Origin of the sequence: Phyllobacterium sp. SB3 (assembly GCF_040009165.1) — a bacterium.
Classification (GTDB): Bacteria; Pseudomonadota; Alphaproteobacteria; order Rhizobiales; family Rhizobiaceae; genus Phyllobacterium.
Genome location: NZ_JBDYKI010000005.1, coordinates 284,352 through 307,010 on the forward strand (window position 1 = coordinate 284,352; position 22,659 = coordinate 307,010).

Annotated in this window: 27 protein-coding genes; 1 reads left to right on the forward strand and 26 read right to left on the reverse strand. The window is 65.3% G+C overall.

Annotated features, from left to right (window positions below):
* Nucleotides 1–194: 194 nt before the first annotated feature.
* Genes ABKW30_RS20180 through trbB form a run of 11 tightly spaced genes read right to left on the reverse strand, consistent with a single transcriptional unit; the run spans nt 195 to nt 9,972 of the window.
* Complete coding sequence (locus ABKW30_RS20180; RefSeq protein WP_348600708.1) at nt 195–428, reverse strand: DUF2274 domain-containing protein; 234 nt, start codon at nt 426–428, stop codon at nt 195–197.
* Complete coding sequence (locus ABKW30_RS20185) at nt 428–1,651, reverse strand: TrbI/VirB10 family protein (RefSeq protein WP_348600709.1); 1,224 nt, start codon at nt 1,649–1,651, stop codon at nt 428–430. Before ABKW30_RS20185 ends, ABKW30_RS20180 begins: the two co-directional genes overlap by 1 nt.
* On the reverse strand, nt 1,648–2,697 hold the full coding sequence (trbG, locus tag ABKW30_RS20190) for a P-type conjugative transfer protein TrbG (RefSeq protein ID WP_348600710.1): 1,050 nt from the start codon (nt 2,695–2,697) through the stop codon (nt 1,648–1,650). The genes ABKW30_RS20185 and trbG overlap by 4 nt, the downstream gene beginning before the upstream one ends.
* Entirely contained in the window at nt 2,694–3,377 is a 684-nt protein-coding gene (trbF, locus tag ABKW30_RS20195) for a conjugal transfer protein TrbF (RefSeq protein ID WP_348600711.1), read from the reverse strand. Before trbF ends, trbG begins: the two co-directional genes overlap by 4 nt.
* Complete coding sequence (gene trbL / locus ABKW30_RS20200) at nt 3,377–4,741, reverse strand: P-type conjugative transfer protein TrbL (RefSeq protein ID WP_348600712.1); 1,365 nt, start codon at nt 4,739–4,741, stop codon at nt 3,377–3,379. Before trbL ends, trbF begins: the two co-directional genes overlap by 1 nt.
* Nucleotides 4,742–4,745: 4 nt before the next feature.
* Nucleotides 4,746–5,135, reverse strand: coding sequence for a putative entry exclusion protein TrbK-alt (trbK-alt, locus tag ABKW30_RS20205; protein WP_348600713.1), 390 nt, complete (start codon nt 5,133–5,135; stop codon nt 4,746–4,748).
* Nucleotides 5,136–5,145: 10 nt separating this feature from the next.
* On the reverse strand, nt 5,146–5,913 hold the full coding sequence (trbJ, locus tag ABKW30_RS20210; protein ID WP_348600714.1) for a P-type conjugative transfer protein TrbJ: 768 nt from the start codon (nt 5,911–5,913) through the stop codon (nt 5,146–5,148).
* Nucleotides 5,910–8,366 (reverse strand): conjugal transfer protein TrbE, encoded by a 2,457-nt coding sequence (gene trbE / locus ABKW30_RS20215; protein WP_348600715.1) that lies wholly within the window; start codon nt 8,364–8,366, stop codon nt 5,910–5,912. The genes trbJ and trbE overlap by 4 nt, the downstream gene beginning before the upstream one ends.
* Nucleotides 8,367–8,378: 12 nt before the next feature.
* Nucleotides 8,379–8,660 carry a VirB3 family type IV secretion system protein gene (locus tag ABKW30_RS20220; RefSeq protein ID WP_008827607.1) on the reverse strand — a complete coding sequence of 94 codons (282 nt, stop codon included), beginning with the start codon at nt 8,658–8,660 and terminating at the stop codon, nt 8,379–8,381.
* On the reverse strand, nt 8,660–8,992 hold the full coding sequence (locus ABKW30_RS20225; RefSeq protein ID WP_099555744.1) for a TrbC/VirB2 family protein: 333 nt from the start codon (nt 8,990–8,992) through the stop codon (nt 8,660–8,662). Before ABKW30_RS20225 ends, ABKW30_RS20220 begins: the two co-directional genes overlap by 1 nt.
* The gene (gene trbB / locus ABKW30_RS20230) at nt 8,989–9,972 is read right to left on the reverse strand and encodes a P-type conjugative transfer ATPase TrbB (RefSeq protein WP_348600717.1); all 984 of its coding nucleotides are present in this window, start codon (nt 9,970–9,972) and stop codon (nt 8,989–8,991) included. Before trbB ends, ABKW30_RS20225 begins: the two co-directional genes overlap by 4 nt.
* A 278-nt stretch (nt 9,973–10,250) precedes the next feature.
* On the opposite strand from trbB, the gene ABKW30_RS20235 reads away from it, so the two are divergent.
* Complete coding sequence (locus ABKW30_RS20235) at nt 10,251–10,994, forward strand: hypothetical protein (protein WP_348600718.1); 744 nt, start codon at nt 10,251–10,253, stop codon at nt 10,992–10,994.
* A gap of 27 nt (nt 10,995–11,021) precedes the next feature.
* On the opposite strand, the gene ABKW30_RS20240 is transcribed toward ABKW30_RS20235, so the two are convergent.
* From ABKW30_RS20240 to ABKW30_RS20310, 15 genes are all read right to left on the reverse strand, one after another.
* Complete coding sequence (locus tag ABKW30_RS20240; protein WP_348600719.1) at nt 11,022–11,456, reverse strand: CopG family transcriptional regulator; 435 nt, start codon at nt 11,454–11,456, stop codon at nt 11,022–11,024.
* Between the two features lie 8 nt (nt 11,457–11,464).
* On the reverse strand, nt 11,465–13,450 hold the full coding sequence (locus ABKW30_RS20245) for a conjugal transfer protein TraG (protein WP_348600720.1): 1,986 nt from the start codon (nt 13,448–13,450) through the stop codon (nt 11,465–11,467).
* A 25-nt stretch (nt 13,451–13,475) separates the two neighbouring features.
* Entirely contained in the window at nt 13,476–15,215 is a 1,740-nt protein-coding gene (locus ABKW30_RS20250; protein ID WP_348600721.1) for a DUF3363 domain-containing protein, read from the reverse strand.
* A 244-nt stretch (nt 15,216–15,459) separates the two neighbouring features.
* On the reverse strand, nt 15,460–16,221 hold the full coding sequence (locus tag ABKW30_RS20255; RefSeq protein WP_348600722.1) for a lytic transglycosylase domain-containing protein: 762 nt from the start codon (nt 16,219–16,221) through the stop codon (nt 15,460–15,462).
* 3 nt (nt 16,222–16,224) lie between these two features.
* Nucleotides 16,225–16,572, reverse strand: coding sequence for a DUF736 domain-containing protein (locus ABKW30_RS20260; protein WP_348600723.1), 348 nt, complete (start codon nt 16,570–16,572; stop codon nt 16,225–16,227).
* 46 nt (nt 16,573–16,618) lie between these two features.
* Nucleotides 16,619–17,164 carry a S26 family signal peptidase gene (locus ABKW30_RS20265; protein WP_348600724.1) on the reverse strand — a complete coding sequence of 182 codons (546 nt, stop codon included), beginning with the start codon at nt 17,162–17,164 and terminating at the stop codon, nt 16,619–16,621.
* On the reverse strand, nt 17,161–17,679 hold the full coding sequence (locus ABKW30_RS20270) for a DUF2840 domain-containing protein (RefSeq protein WP_348600725.1): 519 nt from the start codon (nt 17,677–17,679) through the stop codon (nt 17,161–17,163). Before ABKW30_RS20270 ends, ABKW30_RS20265 begins: the two co-directional genes overlap by 4 nt.
* Nucleotides 17,676–17,930 (reverse strand): hypothetical protein, encoded by a 255-nt coding sequence (locus tag ABKW30_RS20275; RefSeq protein ID WP_348600726.1) that lies wholly within the window; start codon nt 17,928–17,930, stop codon nt 17,676–17,678. The genes ABKW30_RS20270 and ABKW30_RS20275 overlap by 4 nt, the downstream gene beginning before the upstream one ends.
* Nucleotides 17,927–18,565, reverse strand: coding sequence for a ParA family partition ATPase (gene parA / locus ABKW30_RS20280; protein WP_348600727.1), 639 nt, complete (start codon nt 18,563–18,565; stop codon nt 17,927–17,929). The genes ABKW30_RS20275 and parA overlap by 4 nt, the downstream gene beginning before the upstream one ends.
* Nucleotides 18,566–18,773: 208 nt before the next feature.
* On the reverse strand, nt 18,774–19,661 hold the full coding sequence (locus ABKW30_RS20285) for a replication initiator protein A (RefSeq protein ID WP_348600728.1): 888 nt from the start codon (nt 19,659–19,661) through the stop codon (nt 18,774–18,776).
* An 11-nt stretch (nt 19,662–19,672) separates the two neighbouring features.
* A complete protein-coding gene (locus ABKW30_RS20290; RefSeq protein WP_044417548.1) occupies nt 19,673–19,954 on the reverse strand; it encodes a helix-turn-helix domain-containing protein in 282 nt (93 codons plus the stop codon).
* A 138-nt stretch (nt 19,955–20,092) separates the two neighbouring features.
* Nucleotides 20,093–20,791, reverse strand: a complete 699-nt coding sequence (locus tag ABKW30_RS20295) for a DUF2285 domain-containing protein (RefSeq protein ID WP_348600729.1) — start codon at nt 20,789–20,791, stop codon at nt 20,093–20,095.
* 182 nt (nt 20,792–20,973) lie between these two features.
* Nucleotides 20,974–21,237 (reverse strand): DUF2285 domain-containing protein, encoded by a 264-nt coding sequence (locus ABKW30_RS20300; protein ID WP_192117492.1) that lies wholly within the window; start codon nt 21,235–21,237, stop codon nt 20,974–20,976.
* Between the two features lie 129 nt (nt 21,238–21,366).
* Nucleotides 21,367–21,612 (reverse strand): hypothetical protein, encoded by a 246-nt coding sequence (locus tag ABKW30_RS20305; protein WP_348600730.1) that lies wholly within the window; start codon nt 21,610–21,612, stop codon nt 21,367–21,369.
* Nucleotides 21,613–21,803: 191 nt separating this feature from the next.
* Nucleotides 21,804–22,133, reverse strand: coding sequence for a DUF736 domain-containing protein (locus tag ABKW30_RS20310; RefSeq protein WP_348600731.1), 330 nt, complete (start codon nt 22,131–22,133; stop codon nt 21,804–21,806).
* Nucleotides 22,134–22,659: the final 526 nt, after the last annotated feature.

A 22,659-nucleotide genomic window follows, 5' to 3' on the forward strand; every position in this document is an offset into this window, starting at 1 on the left:
CGGCGGATACAGATTCTTGAGCGTAGGCTCGGAGTTCCGATGTTCACCCGGTTACTGAGTTACGGACGGGTATGGAGGAGTTGTTTTTATTCGCATCGACGGTGCCAAAGAGGTCATCTCTTTGAGTGTGATTTGGAGAAATGCAAATGAGGTCACGCTCTAAAAGTGATGCTCCAATTAAGTAAAAATGCGGTCTAGCGGGCTTGATCCGCCAACAGCCGTCGGGCGCGGATGAACGCCCGATCTGTCCCAAGAAATCGCTCCAGCATCGGTGGGATCAAACGCATCGCATCTCCGACAGATTGTCCAGTTTCCATCGCATGAATTTCGGCATAGGCGATGAGATCGCTATGCAGCGCAGCCGGCAGCGCGAGTGTGACTTTGACCGGCTTGTCGTTCGCGATCGGCCCGAGCTTCAATTTCGTCATCACGATCCTCCATATGGTTCGAGTATCAAATCCCGAGTGACGATCACGCGCACAGGAAAGCCCGGTCGTATCGTCAGGGTCGGCGCGATGTTAAGCTGACGGCGCACGATCTGCTGGCCGGCGTCGTTTATCGTGTCCTGCCCGCCGTTGCGGATCGCGCTAATTAGTCGATCGTCGTCGTTTGTGGCCAGCTCCGCGCCGACGCTGAGCAAGGTCGAGAGCCCTGCCGCCTTCGCCAGATCCCACCAGTGATAGTCGACGCCGTCCTGGAGACCGGCGAATCCTTCGGCGTCTGCGCCTGGCTGACGCTCGAGAACGATCGAGCGACCGTTCGGAAAGACCAGGCGGTTCCAGACGAGCAGCACACGGCTTTGCCCGAACTGCACGTTGTTGTCGTACTGGCCGATGACGCGCGTGCCCTGCGGCACGAGGAGGATACGTCCGGTCGGGCTGTCGTAGATGTTCTCGGTGACCTGGGCGGTAATCTGGCCTGGCAGATCGGATCTGATGCCGGTGATCAGCGCGGCCGATATGACTGCGCCTGCCTGCAGGATGTTCGGAGATGCGGGCGCGATGACACGATCGACCGCAACCGTGCGGCGATCAGGCGCCGCGTTGAGGAAGGCGGTTTGGCGGTCCTGCGCCGATGGTGTCGCCGGCGGAGGCGCGAGGCCAAGGCCCGCGAGGTCAGGCGCTGGCAGCGGAGCGATAGCAGGCGCCGCCACGGAGGCCCCAGTGCGCGTCTCGGTGCCGGAAAATAGTCGACTGGTTCTGGCGGTTTCGATCTCCTGCAGCCTGCGCTGTTCTTCCGGACTGATGCCTGGATTGGGAGTGGCGATGCCAGGAGTTGGAACAGGCTGGCCTCGCTCCTGCGCGCCGAGGATCGGGCGGCCGAGATCTCCCGGCAGGGGCGGACCAAGGCGCGGTACACCGCTATAGTCACGCGGCAATCCGGCGAGCCCATCGGCGGTTGAGCGGTTCTCTGTCGAATAGAGTTCCTCGTTCGAGCGCGTGCCATCGCGGGTCTGAAGCGCATAGACGAGTGCGCCACCAAGCCCGACGCTGGCGACGAGGCCGATTCCTGCGAGAACCTTACGCGATAGCCGAGTGACACGTGGCGGCTCGGCCCGCAGTCGCATAGGCGCGGCGCTAACCGGCTCGCCGGTCAAGGGCTGGGTATCGTCAGCTGGTGTTTGCTCGTTCGGGCGCTCGTTGTCACTCATGACGCTGGCCGCCCGTCGGTGCGGGTGATGCGCACGCGCTTCTGGTGATCGCCGGAACCAAAGCGCAGTTCGGCGGCGGCAAAGAGCCGGTCGACGATCATATGGTTGCCGCGGACCCGGTAGTTCACGAGTTCGGAGGTGCTGCCCTCGGGGCCGACGACGAACAGCGGCGGCATCTCGCCTTGGCCGATTCCGCGCGGGAATTCGATGAAGACTTGGCGGCCGTCGTCGAAAGCGCGCAGTGGTCGCCACGGCGCACGGTCGCCGTCGATGGCGTAGCGGAAATTGACGTTGGTGAGATCGACGCCGCTCGCCACCGGCTGGGAGGCCTGCGCTTCGGCGTTCTGCCGGCGCAGAGCGATCAGTTGGTCCTGCGGATATTGCCAGGAGACCGACGCCATATAGGTCCGCTCGGTCGAGCGAAGCTCCATATGATAGGTGCGCAGATTGGTGTTGATGATGAGGTTCGTCATCAGATCGGTGCGTGTAGGCTTCGCGAGGATATGGACCTGCCGGGTCGCGCCCGAGCCGCTCTCGGTATCCCCGATGATCCAGCGCACGGTGTCGCCGGCGGCGACTGGCCCCGAGCCGACGAGCTGCTCGCCAGGCTGCAGAGCGATGTCCGTGATTTGCCCGACGGCGGTATAGACCTGATAGAGCGCGCCTTGCGTGAACGGATAGACCTGCATCGAGTTGATGAAGCCGTCGCGCACCGGCTGGATGCGCGCGGCGGCATTGGCCTGGTTCACCCGCGCCGTTGGATCGGTCGGTTCCGGTATGCGCCGGGATGGCTCGACGCGCTGCAACTGGCCAGGCAGCGGCAGCGGCCGAGGCAGTTCGACTACCGTTACGGGCGCAGGCGGATCGACGGTCTGCACGGCCGGAGCCGCATTGTCGTAGGAGATTTCCGGCGGCGGATTTGCGGTGGCGCAACCGGCAAGCGCGGTTGTCGCCAGTAGGACGACGGGGAATGCGGCTTTCCGGAAAGTGGCGACAACGGATGTGTGTGAAGCCGGGCTTCCGGCTTTACGGAAATACGGCTTCATTGCCCAAGCTCCCGTGACCAGTTGATGGCGTTGACGTAGATGCCCAGCGGGTTCGCCCTGAGCCGGTCGGCGTTGCGCGGGATCTGCACCACGATCGTCAGGATCGCGGTCCAGCGCGTGGTCTCGGCGAGCTGGCCGTTCTCATAGCGGCGCTCGACCCAGGCGACGCGGAAGCTGTCGGGGGACGCGCGAATGACGCTGGAGACGTCGACCGCGATCTGCTGGCGGCCGACCTTCGCGAACGGGTCGTTCGACCGGGCATAGTCGTTGAGAGCCATGGCTCCGCGATCGGTTGTGAAGTCGTAGGCGCGCAGCCAATTCTGGCGGACGATTATGGCGTCCGACGGAATCGAGCGGACCTGCTCTATGAAACGCGCGAGGTGGAAGGCGATCTGGGGATCGGTCGGCCGGTAGTCGGCGACGGCAGGCGCCACGGCCTGCGCCTGGCCGAGTCGATCGACCTGCACCACCCATGGTACGATCGTGCCTCGCGCCGATTGCACGACGAGCGCGGTAGCAAAGCCGGCGGACAGGATCAGCGAGCCGAACGCCATCAGCCGCCAATTCTTGGCTTGCACGCGCGAGGCGCCGATGCGCTCATCCCAAACTTGGGCGGCGCGCTGATAGGGCGTCTCCGGCTCGGAGGCTTTGCCGTAATGGGTGGAGGGTCGTTTGAACATCAGCGATCACCTTCGGAAAGATTGACGGAAGAGCCGCCGCCATGGGCGTCGCCGGAGCGGACGGCGTGGGCCGCGGCCTGGGCGGCATGGGTCATGTGCTGCGAGCGGCGCATCCGCTGCGCCCAGGCGGGGGGACCGCCGGCGTTCGCGGAGTTTGCGGCAGCGGCGCCGTCACCGGCCGCGTCACCGCCGATCGAGCCTGCGGTGGATGTGCCGCCCGTCACCTCGAAGGCGGCCTTGCCGCCGGCATTGAAGCTGGAGCGCATGCTTTCGGCGGCGCGCGAGGCGGCGCGGCGCAGTGGTGAGACGGCGGCGCTGCCGCCAGCGCGGCCAACGCCGCCGAGCCCGGATGCGACCCCGGATGCACCGGACTGGCCTGCTGCGCCAAGGCTGTAGGCGGTGGACGCGCCGCCGGCGATCGCAGCACCGCCGCGAGCGGCAGCGGCGGCGCCGCCGGCCAGCGCAGCACCACCGGAGGCGGCGGCGCCGATGGCGCCAGCGCCGAGCGCGACCATGCCGCCTGCGGCGATGCCCGTGCCGACCGCTGCGCCGGCGCTGAGCTGCGGGCCGCCGGAGACCAGACCACTGGCGATACCGGGACTGAAGATGCCGAGGCCGAGCAGCGACAGGGCCGCGAGCACGATCGCCATGGCCTCGTCGATAGTGGGGGTTGCGCCGCCAAAGCCTGACGTGAATTCGGAGAACAGCGTCGAGCCGATGCCGATGATGACGGCGAGCACTAGGACCTTGATGCCGGAGGAGATGACATTACCGAGCACGCGCTCGGCCATGAACGCCGACTTGCCAAACAGACCAAACGGGATCAGCACGAAGCCGGCGAGCGTCGTCAGTTTGAATTCGACGAGCGTGACGAAGAGCTGGATGGCGAGGATGAAGAAGGCGAGCAGCACCAGCGCCCAGGCAAAGAACATGCAGGCGATCTGGATGAAGTTCTCGAAGAACGACCAGTAGCCCATGAGGCTCGAGATAGAGTCCAGCAGCGGCCGGCCAGCGTCGAGACCGGTCTGTGCGACCTTGCCGGGGCGCAGCAGATCGGCCGTGGTGAAGCTCGTCCCGCTGGCCTTCAGGCCGAGGCCGGCGAAGCTTTCGAAGATGATCCGGGCGAGGTTGTTCCAGTTGCCGATGATGTAGGCGAAGACACCGACGAACAGGGTCTTCTTCACCAGGCGGGCCATGATGTCGTCGTCGGCGCCCCAGCTCCAGAAGAGTGCAGCCAGCGTCACGTCGATGACGATCAGGGTGGTTGCGATGAAGGCGACTTCACCGCTGAGCAGCCCGAATCCGCTGTCGATGTAGCGGGTGAATACTTCGAGGAAATGGTCGATGACGCCGGTGCCGCCCATGATGTTATCTCGACTCGTTGAGCTGCGACGGCGCGATCGGCGCGGCAGGCTCCAAGGCCGGCTGATCGGTGCGGCCCGGTCGGGGAATGGCGTCGTTTCGCGGCGCTGGCGGCATGTCCGGCAGTCGCTCGGCAGGTCGTGCGCCGGGCGCGAGGAAGCGATTGCGGTTTTCGGCCCAGGCGCGCAGGCATGCCGGATCTCGCGGCCCGGCTTCGCCGAGCGCCTGGCAGCGGATCAGCTCGTCGCGCAACGGGTCGGCCGCGGTCACGGCGGCGCGGCCGGACGGCCACGCCTCGGGCGCTTCCTCTTTCCGGCTCATCTCGATCGCGGTCGCAGTGATCGCGACCGCGACGAACACGACGGCTCCAAGCCGGGCGAACATCTTGCCGTCCATCGCCGCGCCCTCAGTTGCCGTTAGGGAACATGCGGGCGTTGCCCGGCTGGTAGCCGCTGCCCGGCGTCAGGAAGCGACGGCGCTGCTCGCGACCTTGCTCGGCCGCGGCCGAGCGCTCGGCCTCGGTCAGGCTCTGCGCGCGACCGTTTGCGGCGACCACAGCCGTCAGATCGGCGAGCTGTTGTGCTTGCAGGGCGAGAAGCTGGTTGCCAGCCTGTGTCGCCTGCAGAGCGCCGGTGGCGCCCTGGCTCTGGCCGACCAGTGCTGACATCTGGGTCCGGTTCGTGTCGATGTTTCCGACGACGCCGGCCTGGACGCGCATCGCATCCTGCAAGCCGCCGACCGTGTTCTGCCAGCGCTCCCGCGCGCCGGCGACGAGCTGCTGGTCCGAGGCGGTCATCGACGCGTTGCCGTAGGTCGTGCGGAACGCCTGGTCGATGTTCTGCACATTGTAGGCGATGTTCTGCGCTTGGGTGAGGAGCTGTTGCGTCCGCTGCACGGACTGCTGAAGCTGCTGCAGTGACGAGTATGGCAAGCTCGCGAGGTTGCGCGCCTGATTGATCAGTGACTGCGCCTGGTTCTGTAGCGAGGTGATCTGGTTGTTGATCTGCTCAAGCGCGCGGGCGGCCTGAAGAACGTTCTGCGCGTAATTGGTGGGATCGTAGACGATGATGGCGTGCGCCGGCGCGGTGAGCAGCGGTGACAGCGCCAAAGGCGCCGCCAGAATGGAGAAGGCGAGCCGAGCGGCGCGTGAGCGGGAACGAACGGAACGAGTCATGGGCGTACCTCCGGATCGGTTTGGGGGATGACGTTGGTGAGGTCGGCGATGAGGTCGGCGGCCCACGCGAGCCGGTTTTCGGCGAGCCACTCGGCGAGAAAGCCGTCAGTGCCGCTGCGGGCGTGAACTTCGGCGATCAGCGCCTGGTGCTGTTTTGACGATGCGGCGCAGAGCGCCAGCGCCACGTCCGACAGGCCCAGCTCGAACAGCCGGTTGCCGCGCCGTGACTGGCAGTAATAGTCACGCTTCGGCACCGCCCGCGCGAGGATCTCGATCTGGCGATCGTTCAACCCGAAGCGGCGATAGATGGCGGTGATCTGCGGCTCGATCGCGCGCTCGTTCGGCAGCAGGATGCGGGTCTGGCAGCTTTCGATGATAGCCGGCGCGATGGCCGAGCCATCGATGTCTGAGAGCGATTGCGTGGCGAAGATGACGCTGGCGTTCTTCTTGCGCAGTGTCTTCAGCCACTCGCGGAGCTGGCCCGCGAAGCCCTCATCGTCCAGCGCCAGCCAGCCTTCATCCACGATCAGCAGCGTCGGCCGCCCGTCGAGCCGGTCCTCAATGCGGTGGAAGAGATAGGCGAGCACCGCTGCAGCGGCGCCCGTGCCGATGAGCCCTTCGGTCTCGAAGACCTGAACGTTGGCTTCGCCGAGATGCTCGGCCTCCGCGTCGAGCAGACGTCCATACGGGCCGCCGACGCAATAAGGTCGGAGCGCCTGTTTCAGGTCGTTGGATTGAAGGAGAACCGACAGACCCGTCAGAGTCCGTTCGCTGACGGGCGCGGAGGCCAGCGACGAAAGCGCCGACCAGAGATGCTCCTTGACCTCGGGCGTGACCGGAACGCTTTCGCGCCCCAGGATGGCGACCAGCCAGTCGGAGGCCCAGGCGCGCTCAGCGACATCGTCGATGCGCGCGAGCGGCTGAAGCGACACGCTGTCGTCTGCTCCCTCCGTGAGGCCGCCGCCGAGATCGTGCCAGTCGCCACGCATGGCGAGCGCGGCTGCCCGGATCGAGCCACCGAAATCGAAAGCGAAGACCTGGGATTGCGGATAGCGCCGGAACTGCAACGCCATCAGCGCCAGCAGCACCGACTTGCCGGCGCCTGTGGGGCCGACGATCAGCGTATGGCCGACATCGCCGACATGGATGGAAAGCCGGAACGGGGTCGAGCCCTCCGTTCTGCCGTAAAGCAATGGAGGTGCATCGAAGTGCTCGTCCCGTTCAGGTCCCGCCCATACCGCGGAGAGCGGGATCATGTGGGCGAGATTGAGTGTGGAGATCGGCGGCTGGCGGACATTGGCGTAGACATGGCCGGGTAGCGAGCCCAGCCAGGCGTCCACAGCGTTGATCGTCTCGGGCATCGCGGTGAAGTCGCGGCCCTGGATGACTTTCTCGACCATCCGCAGCTTCTCGGCGGCGATACGGGGATCATCGTCCCAGACGGTGATCGTCGCGGTCACATAGGCCTGGCCGGCATAGTCGGCGCCCAGCTCCTGCAACGCCATGTCGGCATCGGCCGCCTTGTTGGACGCATCGGTGTCCACGAGGGCGGAGGCCTCGTTCGTCATTACCTCCTTCAAGATGGCGGCGATCGATTTGCGCTTGGCGAACCATTGCCGCCGGATCTTGGTCAGCAGCTTGGTGGCGTCGGTCTTGTCGAGCAGGATGGCCCGCGTCGACCAGCGATAGGGAAAGGCCAGCCGGTTCAGCTCGTCGAGGATGCCGGGCGTCGTCGCCGTCGGGAAGCCGACGATGGTGAGGATGCGGACATGCGCGTCACCGAGCCGGGGCTCCAGCCCGCCGGTCAGCGGCTGATCGGCGAGCAACGCGTCCAAATACATCGGCGTTTCGGGCACGCGAACGCGATGCCGCTTGGTCGAGACGGTCGAGTGCAAATAGGTCAGCGTCTCGCCGTCATCGAGCCAGGCGCATTCCGGCATGAAGGCGTCGATAAGCTGGAGAATGCGATCGGTGCGGTCGGCGAAACCGCGCAGGATCTCATGCGCGTCGACACCGGCGTGATCGCGGCCCTCATAGAGCCAGGTCTCTGCCCGCGCGGCATCCTCGGCGGGCGGCAGATAAAGGAAGGTCAGGAAGTAGCTCGACTCGAAATGCGCGCCGGCCTCTTCGAAATCTGCCTTGCGTTCCGCGTCGACCAGGCCGGATGCGCTGTCGGCGAACATGCTGGCCGGATAGGTCGCGGCGCCATGGCGCTGCGCTTCGACGAAGATGGCCCAGCCGGAGCCGAGGCGACGGAAGGCGTTGTTGAGCCGGCCGGCGACGGCGACCAACTCGGCCGGCACGGCGCTGTCGAGGTCGGGGCCGCGGAACCTTGCGGTGCGCTGCAGGCTGCCGTCCTTGTTCAGCACGATGCCTTCGCCAACAAGTGCGACCCAGGGCAGGAAGTCGGCGAGCCGCGTATTGCGGTTGCGATATTCGGCGAGGTTCATCATCGGCGTCGCTCCTCAGACCGACAGGTGGCCGGGGATGCGCAGATGCTTGCGCACGACGTCGACGAACTGCGGATCGCGCTTGGCAGCCCAGACGGCCGCGAAATGTCCGACAGCCCAGAGGCCGAGGCCGACCAGCCAGAGGCGAAGGCCGAGGCCAAGCGCGGCCGCCAGCGTGCCGTTGAGGATGGCGAGCGAGCGCGGGGCGCCGCCGAGCAGGATATGCTCGGTCAGCGCCCGATGGACCGGGACCGAGAAGCCCGGCAGCTCGCCGCCATGGTCCGCGCCGTCGGCCATCAGACGAGCGCTCCGCCGCCGAACGAGAAGAACGACAGGAAGAAGCTGGACGCGGCGAAGGCGATCGACAGGCCGAAGACGATCTGGATCAGACGACGCGCGCCGCCCGATGTGTCGCCGAAGGCGAGCGTCAGGCCGGTGATGATGATGATCATCACCGCGATGATCTTGGCGACCGGCCCCTCGATCGATTCGAGGATCGATTGCAGGGGTGCCTCCCAGGGCATCGACGAGCCGGAGGCGTGGGCGGCCGGCGCGAGCGCCAGCGTGAGAAAACTGACGGACACCGCCGTGGCGATATGGCGGCGGATGCGCAAAGCATGCTGGATCATGACGGGTCTCCTGTGAGGGGCTGGCTTGCGGGGGTGACGCGGTAGTCGCCGTTGGGGCCGAGACCCTCGATGCGGGCGAGTTCGGCGAGCCGGCGCGAGGCGCCGCGGCCGGAGAGCACGGCGACGAGATCGATCGTTTCGGCGATCAGCGCGCGCGGGACGGTGACGACGGCTTCCTGGATGAGCTGCTCCATCCGACGCAGCGCGCCGATGGCGGTGCCGGCGTGGATCGTTCCGACGCCGCCGGGGTGGCCGGTGCCCCAGGCCTTCAACAGATCGAGCGCCTCGGCGCCGCGCACCTCTCCAATCGGGATGCGGTCGGGGCGCAGGCGAAGCGAAGAGCGAACCAGATCCGAGAGCGAGGCGACGCCGTCCTTGGTCCGCATCGCGACCAGATTTGGCGCGGCGCATTGCAGCTCGCGCGTATCCTCGATCAGCACGACGCGGTCGGAGGTCTTCGAGACCTCGGCTAGCAGCGCGTTGGTAAGCGTGGTCTTGCCTGTCGACGTCCCGCCGGCGACCAGGATGTTGCGACGGTCGGCGACGGCCTGGCGCAGCGTCTCGGCCTGACCGGCCGCCATGATCCCGGCGGCGACGTAATCGTCGAGCGTGAAGACGGCGACGGCGGGCTTGCGGATCGCGAAGGCCGGCGCGGACACCACGGGAGGCAACAGCCCCTCGAACCGCTCTCCCGTCTCGGGCAGCTCGGCCGAGACACGCGGGGCGCCGGGATGAACCTCCGCACCGACATGATGGGCGACGAGGCGGATGATCCGCTCGCCGTCCGACGGCGACAGCAGCTCACCCGTGTCGGAAAGCCCTTCAGAAAGCCGGTCGATCCAGAGCCGCCCATCGGGGTTGAGCATCACCTCGACGATCGCGGGGTCTTCCAGAAACCGGGCGATCGCCGGCCCGAGGGCCGTGCGCAGCATGCGCGCGCCGCGAAGGATCGCCTCCGATTTCTGGTGAGTGGGCGCCACGTCGTCCCCGTTCTCTTGCGGGACCGCGACATGCGGCCCTGGATCGGGGATGAGTAGAAGAGGCAGAAATCATGGCCTGACAACAACCATAATGTGGTCGTCGTACTGTGGCGTGCAAATACAGGGAAACGGCGGAATGTCGCCGAGCATTGTCGTTTCAGCTAAGGTAGTGTGGGGCCGATCACGTGACGTTTCTCTGCGGATATGGAAAACGGAGAAGCTGCTACGCAAGCCAGTAAAAATAATATCTGCAATCTTAGACAAGGAATACAGCCACAATGAAATGCGGGATTCTTGTCGTTGGTTCGCTCTTGTGGGATGCGGAGACGGTTGGGCGGGCGGATTGGCGAAATGAACGTCTCGAGCTTGAGCAACAAAGTTCGGTGACTGCGCCAATATACTACGGTCGCAAATCGAACTCCCGCGGCGGCACATTCACGATGACGTTTCGTCGGGATGGGCCGTCAGGCTTAGCCATCGTCGTGCCTTGCAAGCGCGATATCGAGAGCATCCAGGACGTGATGATCGAGGCTCGCGCACTTTGGAAAGCCGAGGCCCCAAACTCAAAATCCGGTGCAATCGCCAGCGCGTGGGGAAGCGTCGGTATTCTCTTTGGAAATAACGGAGCGCGTGATTTGTTGGCCGCCGATTGGAGCTGTTGTTTCAAAAACGCAGGTGGGAAGGAGTTTTCGGTAGTAACGGTCGATGGGCAGTTTGATATCGCTTGGCCGACAAACGCCGATGGCACGCCGGTAGAGCTGGATATCATATTGGCAACCGCGACGATTCCGGAACTCGATCAGCCTCCTGTGGAAGCGGTCGCAGACGCATGGATAAACCAGAATGGTGGCTATGAGCGCTATTTTATCGAGAACGTGCGCAATGGTATCCGAACTGCCGACGATCTCGGTATTTGGGCGCGCATCGAAAAGCAGGCGCCCACATGGCTTGCAACGGCGGACTCGTATAGCGAAGCTTTGATGCTGCTGCGCACTGAGACGGCGGAAAGCGGGGCTGGCTGATTTCGCGAGAATCCCAGCGTGCGACAATCACTTCGGCTGACCCGCAGCATCTACGTCCTCCGAGATCTCTTGCCGAAGCTTCGGTCCGTGAGCGAGTCTGCGGCCGAGCGCGGTGACGAAAGCTTCATAGCGCTCTCCGGCCTTGGAGCGCGCCGCGGCCTGGGCGGGCTCGGGGAGCGGCGGGTTCGTCCTCAGCCAGAAGCGGATGAACACGGCCAGCGTTTCGACGGCGATGCCGAGGTCGCGTTCCATGCGCGCCAGTCGGCGATCGAGCTGGTCGAGCCGCTTCGTCGTCGCAGCCTCCTGCCGTTCGGCGGCATCAGGCGACAGGAAAGAGGCGATGCCGGCTTCCGCGATCAGCGAGAGGGATTGATCGCGCCGGGCGGCGTGTGCGGCGAGCGCCTTCATGACGTCCGGTTCGAGATAGACAGATAGCCGCTGCTTCTTGGGAGGCTTTGCCATGGTTCCTCCTAAAGCTCGATACCGTCGCCGGGATCGAGCGACGCTTGGCGTGCCACCTGGCGCATGGTCTGATTCATCCGCGAGAGGCGTGCGGCGTCCTCGTCGGCGTCGTCGCGGGGATCGATCTCGAACTCGTTTTCGATGGGTAGCTTAGGCTCGACGGGTTTCGAGCGGCTCAGTTCTGGCTGGTGCCGGCGTTCGGAGTCGGTCGTATCCTCATCCTCCGATCCGCTGCCGCCCGTAGCTGTCGCCACCGCCGGCGTCACCGGAAGGGGCAGCGTGCTCCAGTCGTCCGGTCGGGCCGTTGTCGGCTTAACGAGGTCCGGCGGCGTTACGATGCGCTCCTGAAACCGGCGATCCTCATAATATCGCGCCTTCTTCGCGCGGATCGGCGGGGTGCCGGCGACCATGACGATCTCGTCGGATGGCGGGAGCTGCATGATCTCGCCTGGCGTCATCAACTGCCGGGCTGTTTCCGAGCGCGAGACCATCATGTGGCCCAGCCACGGCGACAGGCGATGACCGGCATAGTTCTTCATCGCGCGCATCTCGGTCGCGGTGCCCAGCGCGTCCGAGACCCGCTTGGCGGTCCGTTCGTCATTGGTCGCGAAGCTGACGCGGACATGGCAGTTGTCGAGGATAGAATTGTTCGGCCCATAGGCCTTCTCGATCTGGTTCAGCGACTGCGCGATGAGGAAAGCTTTGAGGCCGTAGCCCGCCATGAAGGCGAGCGCGCTCTCGAAGAAGTCGAGGCGACCCAGCGCCGGGAATTCGTCGAGCATGAGCAGCAGCCGGTGGCGATTGCTCTTCGCATTCAGATCCTCCGTGAGCCGTCGACCGATCTGATTGAGGATCAGACGGATCAGTGGCTTGGTCCGATTGATGTCCGACGGCGGTACGACTAGGTAGAGCGTCGTCGGATGTTTGCCGCCGACGATGTCGGTGATCCGCCAGTCGCAGCGGCGCGTGACCTCGGCGACGACGGGATCGCGGTAGAGGCCGAGGAACGACATGGCGGTGGACAGCACACCCGACCGCTCGTTGTCGGATTTATTCAGCAGTTCGCGGGCCGCGCTGGCGATCACCGGATGGGGGCCGGCCTCGCCGAGATGAGCCGTCCTCATCATGGCGGCCAGCGTCGAGTCTATCGGCCGCTTCGGATCGGAGAGGAAGGCGGCAACGCCCGCCAAGGTCTTGTCGGCCTCGGCGTAGAGGACGTGCAGGATCGCGCCGACCAGCAACGCGTGGCTGGTTTTTTCCCAGTGGTTCCGCTTCTCCAGCGAGCCTTCCGGGTCGACCAGGATGTCAGCGATATTCTGGACGTCGCGGACCTCCCACTCGCCACGGCGGACCCCGAGCAGGGGATTGTAGGCCGCCGATTTCGCGTTGGTCGGATCGAACAGCAGCACGCGGCCGTGCCGGGCTCGAAAGCCCGCCGTCAGCGTCCAGTTCTCCCCCTTGATGTCGTGGACGATGGCCGAGCCCGGCCAGGTCAGCAGTGACGGCACGACCAGGCCGACACCCTTGCCGGACCGGGTCGGCGCAAAGCACAGCACATGCTCGGGACCATCGTGGCGGAGATAGTCGCGCTCGAACTTTCCGAGAATGACGCCATCCGCGCCCAAGAGGCCGGCGGCACTCACTTCGCGGGCATCAGCCCATCGGGCGGAGCCGAAGGTCTCGGCGTTCTTGGCTTCGCGCGCCCGCCAGACGGACATGCCGATTGCGACGGCGATGGAAATAAAGCCGCCTGACGCGGCGATATAGGCTCCCTCGATGAAGATCGGAGGTGCATAGGCGTCGAAGAAGTACCACCACCAGAAGAAGGCGGGCGGATAGTAGATTGGCCAGCCGGCCAGTTCGAACCACGGAAGTCCGAGCTGCGGCTGGAAGCCGAGCCGATAGGCCGTCCACTGCGTCGCCGCCCAGGTCGTCATCAGCACGATCAGGAAGACAGTGAGGATTTGGCCCCAGAGGATCTTGGTCGCCGACATGGTGGGCACTCCTTTCTTGATTGGGCTACATGCCGAGGCCGCGATTGCGGCCGAAGCTCCAGTCGACGCCACCGGCGCCGCGCGACACGCCGGAGACGTGCTGACCGATCTGACGCTCGATGGACGGCGACCAGGGCACGAGCTGGAAGCCGAGGCCGTCGTCGATCATGGCGAAGCGGCCGGACGCGAGCGCAAAGCGCTGGCGATAGGTGCCGGCCACATATTCGCCCGCCGCGGCCTTCGAGAATTGCCGACCGGTCTCGGCCGCAAGCTTCTCGCCAAGCGCGTCGACCTCGCGCTGGCGCAGCGTGTCGATCAGCCCGGGGGTGAAGCTGACACCGCGCGTCTGCCGCTCGGCAAGGCCCTGAGCAACGAGGTGCTCGGCACGGCGGTCCATCGCCTGGCGAACCTCGGCGCCGAAACCGCCGCCTCCGAGTGCAACGGGATCGCGGGCGATCGCCTGCCGATCGAGCCAGGTCGCGCCGGTGGCGTTGACTTGGGCAGAGATGTCGAGATCGGAGCGGACGGCGAGCGCGACACGTCTGCGTCCCTGGGCGTCGTCGAATTTCCGCAGCTCGACGATCGAGCCCGGCGCGCTGTCACCGGCCGCGTCGAGGTCGGGCAGCTTGATGTGGTGGGTGCGTCCGTCCGTGCCATCGACCACGGCGTAGGCCGTGCCCTTCAGCTCGTCGTCGAGACCGCGATCAACCAGCCGGCCGACGACGGGATCGTCGAGGCTCTCGCCGGCCAGCACATAGCTCGCCGCGCCGCGCTCGATACCGCGTTCCGTCAGGCCACGATGAATGCGCTTGATGATGTCGCCGCGCTCGCCAAGCTCGCGCAGCGTTGCCTCGGCGTTCTCCGATACGACCCACTGACCGGGGCCGACCTGATCGGCTAGACCGAGCGTCTCCAGCTTCCGCAGCCGGCCAACTTTCATCGCGTGGAATTCGTCGGGCTGGCGGTCGGGGTGTGGCGCAAGATCGACGACGCCGGTGCGATAGCCGTCGCGGGCAAGTTGGCGGTCAAGATTGGTCCAGCGCTCGGCGTCGATCTGACGTTGGAGATTGCGGCGGATCTCGTGATCGGTGCGCGGCCCCAGCTCCTGCGTGACGAGGTCCTGCGCGCGGGCGCGCATGCCTTCCTTGATGTAGTCGCGCGAGATGACGAGGTCCTGGCCGTCGTCGGTGCGACCGCGCAGGATGATATGGACGTGCGGGTTGTCAGTGTTCCAGTGATCGACGCCAACCCAATCGAGCTTCGTGCCAAGGTCCTTCTCCATCTGTCCCATCAGGTCGCGGGCATAGGTTTTGAGGTCGGACATCTCCGTCGCGTCCTCGGGCGAGACGATGAAGCGGAAATGATGCCGGTCATCCTGGGTTCGCTCGGCGAAGGCCTTGGGATCGGCGTCCTCGGTCTCGGGACCGAACAGCCGTGCCTTCTCTCCATCCCGGGTGACGCCTTCGCGCCGCAGATAGCTGAGGTGCGCGGCGAGCGGCGCGGCACGCGCTGAGTGCCGGACGACGCGGGTCTTGATGACAGTGTTGCGCGATCGGCTGGTGAGCAGCCGGTTGGCTTGCACGGTCGCACGCTGGCCGCGCCCGAAACGCGAGCGGTTGCCCGAGCTGATCTTGCCGGAGCGCGAGACGCTGCCGCCGGCCCGCTGTGCGGCGGCGAGAGCCTGGGCGATGAAGGGTCGCGCCTGCTGAGCGCGGGTGGAGCGGATGCGGCCTGGCCGGATGCGGAAATCGTCGTCGCCGCTCATGGTCGCGGCCCCGCACATCGCGCAAACGCGCGGAAATCCTTGGCGAATTGGCGAATGCGCAGCCTGCGCCGATCAGGCGCACCTCGCGCAGATGCGCCATAAGTCCCTGAAAACACACGACCGCACCAAGCCGCACATCGCGCGCTTTTATCTCGCCATCGTGCGGTTGTGTTGCCTGCTCCTCCTCCTCGGACCGCCCATCCTCCGCCAAAGCACGCCATTCCACGAAATGCTGCGAACACCGTCATCGCGGCCCCCCATCGCCGTTTCGGGCGACAAACAGGCCTGCGGATTGCGGAGCGATGGCTATGGCATCGCGCACCGGAGTTGCAGCCGGAGCCTCATTCGAAGCGCGATCGCCGGGTGTCGGAGCAGCGGTCGCGGCGCGCTCGGACTGCACGATGAAGAGTGGCGAGCGTGTCCAGGCGTTGGGATCGACTGCCGCGACCGCGACGGGAGCAAGGGTATCCGCGCCGCTGATGATGGGCGCGAGCGTGGCGACATAGGCGCGGGTTTCGGCCGGCAATGGTCGACCAGCGAGATACTCTTCATAGCGGCCAGGACCTGCATTATAGGCTGCCAGAAACCCCGGCGAACCATAGCGGTCGTGCATCTCGCGGAGATAAGCCGCGCCTGCCAAAATGTTGTCGCGTGGATCGTAAGGATTCGCGCCGAGCCGGTGACGGGCGCGCAGGTCAGCCCATGTGGCGGGCATGACCTGCATCAGGCCCACCGCGCCGGCTGACGAGATCGCCCGCACGTCGCCAGCGCTTTCCACGCGCATGACGGCGCGTATCCAGTGCTCGGGAACGCCGAACCGTTGCGCGGCCTCGGCGATGAATGTGGCGTAGGGATCGGCGCGAGAGGGCCGCTCGGCCGACACGGTCTGCGCACTCGCATTGGCGCAGAGCGGCGCGTTGAGCAGCAGGCCGGAAAGGAGAAGGAGGACTGTGCGCCGGGCGGTGTTTGACCGCCCGGCGACAGCTTTGGGGAGCGGGACCGACATCGCTCAGTCCCGCTCGGCGCGCTTAGGTGGACGGTTCCAGTGCAAGCCCCAGGCGGACTTGTCGCCGGCCGACTGGAAGAGGTTGGCGCGGATCGGATGACCGAAGGTTGGATCGTCGATGTGCAGCGAGACGTAGTCGCCGGCCTTCTCGCCGGTGCGCTTCCAGCCCGCACCGATCTCCGCGCCGGTTTCGTTGTTCATGCTGTTGAGAACATGGACGCGGAAGTCTGGCGCGTTCTCGGCATCGGACGGTTCGGCCGGAACGATGATAATGTCTTGGTGCAATGACAGCGTCATCAGGTGGCCGATGAAGCCATCATTTTCGCGCGTGAATTGACCGATAATGGACATGGGTCGTTTCCTTCAGATTGCGGTGGACAAGGTCATGGGCGTGCCGTCACCGCGTCGGCGCGCGCCAGACGAAGCGGCCATCGCCGTCCTCGTCGGTGTAGAGGGGGGTCGCCACGCCGATGATGGAGTTGGCGGGGAGCGGGCCGAAGTAACGGCCGTCGAGGCTGTCACGGACCTGCCAGTTCATCAGGAAAAGTTCGCCGTCGGCGACGACGCGGCATCCCTGCCAGATGGGCAGTTCGCGGCCCCGGCGATCACGGTCGAGCGCATTGCCGATGGTCTGGCCATCGACGGTGATCGTGTGGCCGGTTCGGCACACACGTTGACCGGGAAGGCCCGCGACCCGCTTCAGCAGCGGCACGCCGCGCGGCAGATATCCGGCATCGGCAAGGAACGTGGCGATCGGCTCTGGCGCCGCTACGGCGACGAGGTCGGACGCTTCCAATTCGTCGCTGGCGCTGATCGCATAGAGGCCGATCGGCGTGCTGGCGGAGGCATTCCAGATCAGCTTCGGCGCGAACGAGACGATCGACAGGATGCCCATCAGCATCACCGCGAAGTACGTCGTCATGACGTATCCAAAGCGGCTCATGGCATGATCCCCCGGCGCAGGAGAAAGGCATGATGCTGCTGCGCGTCGTAGGCGCGCGGTGCTTCACCGACCGTCAGACGGTTGTGGACGTGTCGCCAGTGATCGGGCGAAACGTCGATCGCCGCGATGCCCCGTGCCTCGATGGCGTCGATGAGCTGGAGCACGCGCTCGACCTTCGGCCAGCCATCGGCGCGCAACAGGATGTCACCGCCAGGGCGCACGAATGGCAGGGTCTGGCAGGGTTCGGCGGCACTCACGGCGCGCACGATGTCGAGCCGTGACAGCGCGGTGCCGTAGTCGTTCGAGGTCCAGCGAACGAAGGCGAAGACACTGCCCGGCGCGAACGACACGACGCGTCGGCGGCGGTCGAGGATCTGTTCAGCAGTCTCGCGACCGAACCTGATCCAGAATTCGATCGTCTTCTCGATCCATGTCAGCTCGACATGGGTCAGGGCATCGGCCGCAGGCGCAGGCGGCAAGCCGCTGCGTAGCGACGGGTCGGCGACACCGATCATCGTGGCTCTCCTTCGCTGGTGGGAAATTCGCGCTCGAACAGCGCGCGCAGCATGTCGGCGACGGTCTGCCCGCGCTGGAAGGCCACGATCTTGATCCGTCCGCGCATGTCGGCGGTGACATCGATCGTCAGCCTGGCGGTGAACTCGGCTCCGGTCTCAGCGCGCGACACTGGACGGTCGGGTGATTTGACCCAGCTTTCCGGATCGACCGGGCGGGATGCGAAGCCGCGTTTCGGGGACGGCTCGCTCATGCCCCGATCCTCGTGACTTCGGCGGCAAGCGCGGCGATCTCCCGCGCTGCGGGCGACGCATCGTCCTGTTCCGCTGCAAGCCGCCCAGTCTGCACGACGTCGGCGAAAGCGATGCGCTGGCCGATGGTGGTCAGGAGCGGTGGCGGGTCGTGATCGGCAAGCGTCTCTGCTGTTTCGCGGGCGAGGATCGTGCGGGCCGCACAGCGGTTGAGCACGAAGCGCGCCTTGAGGTCCGGCCGATAGATTCGAGCTTCGCTGAGCAGCGTCAGCATCTCGGCAGACGCCCAGCCGTCGAGCGGCGACGGCTGTACCGGGATCAGCACAAGATCGGCCGCCAGCAGCGCCGAGCGCATCAGGCCGGCAACACGCGGGGGTCCATCGATGACGACATGATCGACATCGCGCGCCAGCTCCGGCGCCTCGCGGTGGAGCGTGTCGCGCGCCAGGCCGACGACACCGAACAGCCGGTCCAATCCCTCCCGGCTGCGCTGTTGTGACCAGTCCAGAGCCGAGCCTTGCGGATCGGCGTCGATCAGCGTGACGCGCTTTCCGCCGCGCGCCCATTCGCCGGCGAGATGCAGCGCCAGCGTCGTCTTGCCGACGCCGCCCTTCTGATTGAGGAACGCGACGATCATGACGGTCTCCCGGCGATCGGGAACTCGTCCACAGCGGTCGAAAAACGCGGTCGCGTTAGAAAGATTCCGTAGGAATCTAGGTTAGATAAGTTACAGGGCTCGCAAGTTGCTGATTCAGCACGAGAAATCGGCGATTTCGGTCCCCGATAGCACGAGAGTCCAGTCCCCGATGGCACGATAGTGCCGGTCCCTGATAGCACGAGATGATTCACAGCTTATCCCCAGGGCGAGTTGTCGAGCGGCGTCGGCGGCGAGGGATGCCGAGGGCGTCGGGATCGGTTGGTACGAAGGACAGGATTTCGGGGCCGCCGACGCATTGCTCGATGGCCAGGCGATAGCCGGGCAGCGGCTGGCGTCGGACAATGTCGCGCAGGTCGTAGGCGAAATGCTTGAGCGGCGAGAGGCTGCCGGACTTCGCGTGCAGATGCGGAAAATCGAAGCTCCAGCCGAACTCCTGCTTGCCGCCGTGCTTGCGCACGAGGCGGTAGAGCCAGCGCTCCAGACCACCGGTGAGATCGAAGTATTTGCGGTCGATCGTCAGCACGAGCGCGTCGTCGAGGACGGCGCCGTAAAACCAGTCGGGGAGGATCAGCTCGAGGCCAAGCGGTCGGCCCCGATGGTCGGCGCGCTCCTTCCATTCGTTGATCCAGGAGAAGCGGTGCATCCGCCGCTCGGTGGGCTGGCGGATCGAGGTCGCGACGGTGGTCGATTGAAGCCGGTCGAGCGCGGCCTTCAGCCGGTCGTAGTCGCGGAGCGACACACCGCGTCCAATGAAGTTCAGAATTTCATAGGGCGTGGTCGCCATGAGGCGAGACGGGCGCAGGCCGACGTCACGGGCTTCGACGATCTGCGATGCCGCCCAGATCAGAACGTCCGCATCCCAGATCGTCGCCATCCCGTGTTCGGGCACGGCCTCGACGCGGATCTTCACCGAGCCGGCCTTGAAGTCGATCGGCGCCAGGCGCTTCGACTTGGCAAGCGAGAAGAACGGATAGGCCATGAGGTCCTGCGCATCGCGCGGCGCGAGATCGCCGGGCAGCGCCCGGAACAGATCGAGCTGCGCACGCTCATCGTGTTGTGTGTGGCGGGACGACATGGCAGGTCGTCTCAGCGCGGCTGGCGGCCGGCGAAGCGGCGATCGGAAGGCTCCTGCCTCTTGGCTGGAAGCACCGTGCCGCGCGGATCGGAGGTCGAGCTGACGAGGCCGCGATCGGCCCAAGTCTGGAGATCCTCGATGGCGTATACGACTCGGCCGCCGAGCTTCCGGTAAGCCGGGCCGGTGCCGTAGGTGCGATGCTTCTCAAGCGTGCGCTCGGAAAGTCCGAGGAAGCGGGCTGCCTCCTGCGTGCGCAGGTAGCGCGGCGGGATGCCGGCGGTAGTTTCGGCCATTGTCGAGCCTCCGTGGTCTCATCGGGGGCCGCTGCCGTCAGGCGGCGGTTCGAGAGCACGGTGGCGTGAAGACGGTGGGTCGGACGATGTCGAAGATAGGAATCTAATTTCGACACGCCTCAGGCGATTGATGGCGGCCTATGATCGGCGGGGTCGGCGCAGGAGGGAGCGGTAACCGCCTTCCACGAGTTTCACGCCGTCACGCACGAGGCGGATCGTCGTTTCACGAACCGAGTTTCCGACCCAGGATTGCGCGTCGATCTGGTAACCGAGAAAAAGGATTTCGCCGATGGCGCGGTAGGTCTCACCCGCATAGTGCGCGTCGACCGCTCGAAGCATCGTACGCATTCGCTGGCGTCGTGGGGTGGTCAGGCGATCGTCTGGAGCGGTCTTGCGCCTCCACATCGTCGACCAAAAGCGGTCGATCGCCTGGAGCCGATCCGGCGTGATGTCGTCGAGTATGACGAGGGCGGCGAGCGGTGCGTCACCGGCTTCGCCGTGAAAAGCGATGTCGAACATCTGGCCATTGGCGGCGAGACGAATGGACTCATCGGCAGAAAGGTGAGTGGGGGAAATTGTTTCGCTGGTTACCCCTCTGCCAGCGGGCGATGCCGGTGACGGAGCGAGGAGAAGTTTGAACGGATCGGCGGTAAGGGTCCAGGAGATAACCGTGGTCAAGGCATTGAGGGCTGGGTCTGTAGCGAAAAGACAACCCCCAGTGATCAGACAGAGCCCTTGCTTTGTCTGGAGCGAGGTGGCCGGCTTGCTGTAATTCCGCGTATTCGCGGCGGTAGTCGCGGTTTCTCCGCAGAAACTCCCACGCGATATCTGGCGCACTTAGGCCGTCGATATAGTCATAGGCCGAGCCAGTTCTCCAACTTCCTTCCTCAGACATGCTTTTTCCTCTCCAGCCGCGCCTCTCTGAAGCGAGCAATGCGGAGAACACGATTCCAAGTTGTCTTAGGCTTGGGAAGTTCGAAGGTGGCGCGACGTGATGCAGGTTCTGCATCACTGGTCGATCAGTGGTAACTCGACCGGACCAGATGGCGAAAGCCGTTCTCCGTCATCCATTTCGCCCGGGCCAGGTGGCTGGTGTAGACGCGCTCAGCCCGCTGGGCCTCATTGTCTGGATCGAGGCCGAATATAACGGCGACCGCTTCTTCCCAGCACGCCCCGTCGGCCTCGGCGTCCAGCAGTCGCAGATAGGTTTTCAGGTGCTCGCGATCATACGGCGTGAGCACGGCGCTCTCAGGTGGTTCGTCTAGGAAGTCTGTCTTGGTCACACCGGTCCCCTGACGTCATTCTTATCCATTCCGGTGGCATTTGTTAACCTTGTCTTGGTTGCATCGCAGCAAAATATACGCCGGTGATGCCAAAGGCGTGCCGGGGGCACGCGGTTGGCAAGGGAGACGTTATCGCCTGTCGATTTTCCCACGAACCACCATCACTCCTTCGCCTTGGTCGGTGGTCAGGAGGAGGATGCCATGGCCCTCAAGCGTCCGACGCACCTGATCGCGTGTGGTCTCATACACCTCGAGCCCGCTTGCGGATTCGAGGCGCTTGAGCGCGGTCAGTGATACCTGGGCCTTGTCAGCGAGCGTCTCCTGATTCCATCCAAGCAACGCGCGTGCGGCCCGCGATTGTCGGGCGGTGATCATGCATGATCACCTCCCACTCAGACCGACGCGTACACCAGAACTACGACTATAATAGTCGCTCTTGAGCGGCAATGCTACCTGAGACTGCCTATACGGCTGAGGCTGACAACCATTGGGCCTCCAACTGATTCGGTCGCCCGCAGAAGCGTTTGGCCCCGCCCGGATTGTCCGGGCGGGGCGTTGCGCTGGTCTTACTCGCCGTTGCGGCGGCCGTTCGGGCGGGACCAGATGAGGCTGAAGGCTTCGCCTTCCTCGTCGTCGAAGAGGTTGGCGTAGATCGGGGCGTTGAAGCTGGGATCGTCGAGCTTCAGGCCCAGATAGGCGCGCCCCTCGTTGGAGGTCTTGGACCAGGCGGCGCCGATCTCGGCGCGGCCGACGAAGACGCGGTGGCTGGGGGCGTTCTCGCCGGTCGCGCGGGCCTCGGGGACGATGCGGACGTTCTTGGTCTGCAGGCTGAGGGTGACGATTTCGCCGGTGAACTCGTTGTTGCCGGTTTTCTTGAAGGTGCCGATGGTCGCCATGGTAGTTCTCCTTGAACTCTGTCCCGAGCCCGCACCATTGCGGCCTCGATGGCGATCGACGGGCCGGAGGCGATTGACGGCGCACCCCGCAGGGGCCTGACAGCAAAGGAGGGGCTTTCTTGGCGCGCGAGGAATGACGGCGCAGCCGGCAGGGGAAGAAAGTTTCGACGCCGCTGTTGCGGCATAGGCGATCGAGGCGCAGCCGACCTTCGGCCAGATCAGCCCATTGAAGAGGCCGTTTTGGAGCGGTCGACCTGACAGAGACGCATCACAGGAGAACGTGGCGACCACCCCGAACCGATGGACCGTGACGACGCCTGACACCGCGGTTCAAACCAGCTCCGGCAGACGCTCCGTTCCGCCGACTCCTGCCCGTCGCCCACGAGATCGGCACTCGCACCGTCGTTGGGCGCGCCGTCAGGGCATTGCCCCCAGCACCGTCACCGAGGGCATGGCGCGTCAGTTGGGTTAGCCGTCGATCCGATCAACGCGATTGCGAACGACCCTGCCGACGAGGAGCGCGACA

Coding starts and splice junctions, on each gene's coding strand:
- ABKW30_RS20180 (WP_348600708.1), bottom strand. CDS start 428: ATGACGAAATTGAAGCTCGGGCCGATCGCGAACGACAAGCCGGTCAAA.
- ABKW30_RS20185 (WP_348600709.1), bottom strand. CDS start 1,651: ATGAGTGACAACGAGCGCCCGAACGAGCAAACACCAGCTGACGATACC.
- trbG (WP_348600710.1), bottom strand. CDS start 2,697: ATGAAGCCGTATTTCCGTAAAGCCGGAAGCCCGGCTTCACACACATCC.
- trbF (WP_348600711.1), bottom strand. CDS start 3,377: ATGTTCAAACGACCCTCCACCCATTACGGCAAAGCCTCCGAGCCGGAG.
- trbL (WP_348600712.1), bottom strand. CDS start 4,741: ATGGGCGGCACCGGCGTCATCGACCATTTCCTCGAAGTATTCACCCGC.
- trbK-alt (WP_348600713.1), bottom strand. CDS start 5,135: ATGGACGGCAAGATGTTCGCCCGGCTTGGAGCCGTCGTGTTCGTCGCG.
- trbJ (WP_348600714.1), bottom strand. CDS start 5,913: ATGACTCGTTCCGTTCGTTCCCGCTCACGCGCCGCTCGGCTCGCCTTC.
- trbE (WP_348600715.1), bottom strand. CDS start 8,366: ATGATGAACCTCGCCGAATATCGCAACCGCAATACGCGGCTCGCCGAC.
- ABKW30_RS20220 (WP_008827607.1), bottom strand. CDS start 8,660: ATGGCCGACGGCGCGGACCATGGCGGCGAGCTGCCGGGCTTCTCGGTC.
- ABKW30_RS20225 (WP_099555744.1), bottom strand. CDS start 8,992: ATGATCCAGCATGCTTTGCGCATCCGCCGCCATATCGCCACGGCGGTG.
- ABKW30_RS20235 (WP_348600718.1), top strand. CDS start 10,251: ATGAAATGCGGGATTCTTGTCGTTGGTTCGCTCTTGTGGGATGCGGAG.
- ABKW30_RS20240 (WP_348600719.1), bottom strand. CDS start 11,456: ATGGCAAAGCCTCCCAAGAAGCAGCGGCTATCTGTCTATCTCGAACCG.
- ABKW30_RS20245 (WP_348600720.1), bottom strand. CDS start 13,450: ATGTCGGCGACCAAGATCCTCTGGGGCCAAATCCTCACTGTCTTCCTG.
- ABKW30_RS20250 (WP_348600721.1), bottom strand. CDS start 15,215: ATGAGCGGCGACGACGATTTCCGCATCCGGCCAGGCCGCATCCGCTCC.
- ABKW30_RS20255 (WP_348600722.1), bottom strand. CDS start 16,221: ATGTCGGTCCCGCTCCCCAAAGCTGTCGCCGGGCGGTCAAACACCGCC.
- ABKW30_RS20260 (WP_348600723.1), bottom strand. CDS start 16,572: ATGTCCATTATCGGTCAATTCACGCGCGAAAATGATGGCTTCATCGGC.
- ABKW30_RS20265 (WP_348600724.1), bottom strand. CDS start 17,164: ATGAGCCGCTTTGGATACGTCATGACGACGTACTTCGCGGTGATGCTG.
- ABKW30_RS20270 (WP_348600725.1), bottom strand. CDS start 17,679: ATGATCGGTGTCGCCGACCCGTCGCTACGCAGCGGCTTGCCGCCTGCG.
- ABKW30_RS20275 (WP_348600726.1), bottom strand. CDS start 17,930: ATGAGCGAGCCGTCCCCGAAACGCGGCTTCGCATCCCGCCCGGTCGAT.
- parA (WP_348600727.1), bottom strand. CDS start 18,565: ATGATCGTCGCGTTCCTCAATCAGAAGGGCGGCGTCGGCAAGACGACG.
- ABKW30_RS20285 (WP_348600728.1), bottom strand. CDS start 19,661: ATGTCGTCCCGCCACACACAACACGATGAGCGTGCGCAGCTCGATCTG.
- ABKW30_RS20290 (WP_044417548.1), bottom strand. CDS start 19,954: ATGGCCGAAACTACCGCCGGCATCCCGCCGCGCTACCTGCGCACGCAG.
- ABKW30_RS20305 (WP_348600730.1), bottom strand. CDS start 21,612: ATGATCACCGCCCGACAATCGCGGGCCGCACGCGCGTTGCTTGGATGG.
- ABKW30_RS20310 (WP_348600731.1), bottom strand. CDS start 22,133: ATGGCGACCATCGGCACCTTCAAGAAAACCGGCAACAACGAGTTCACC.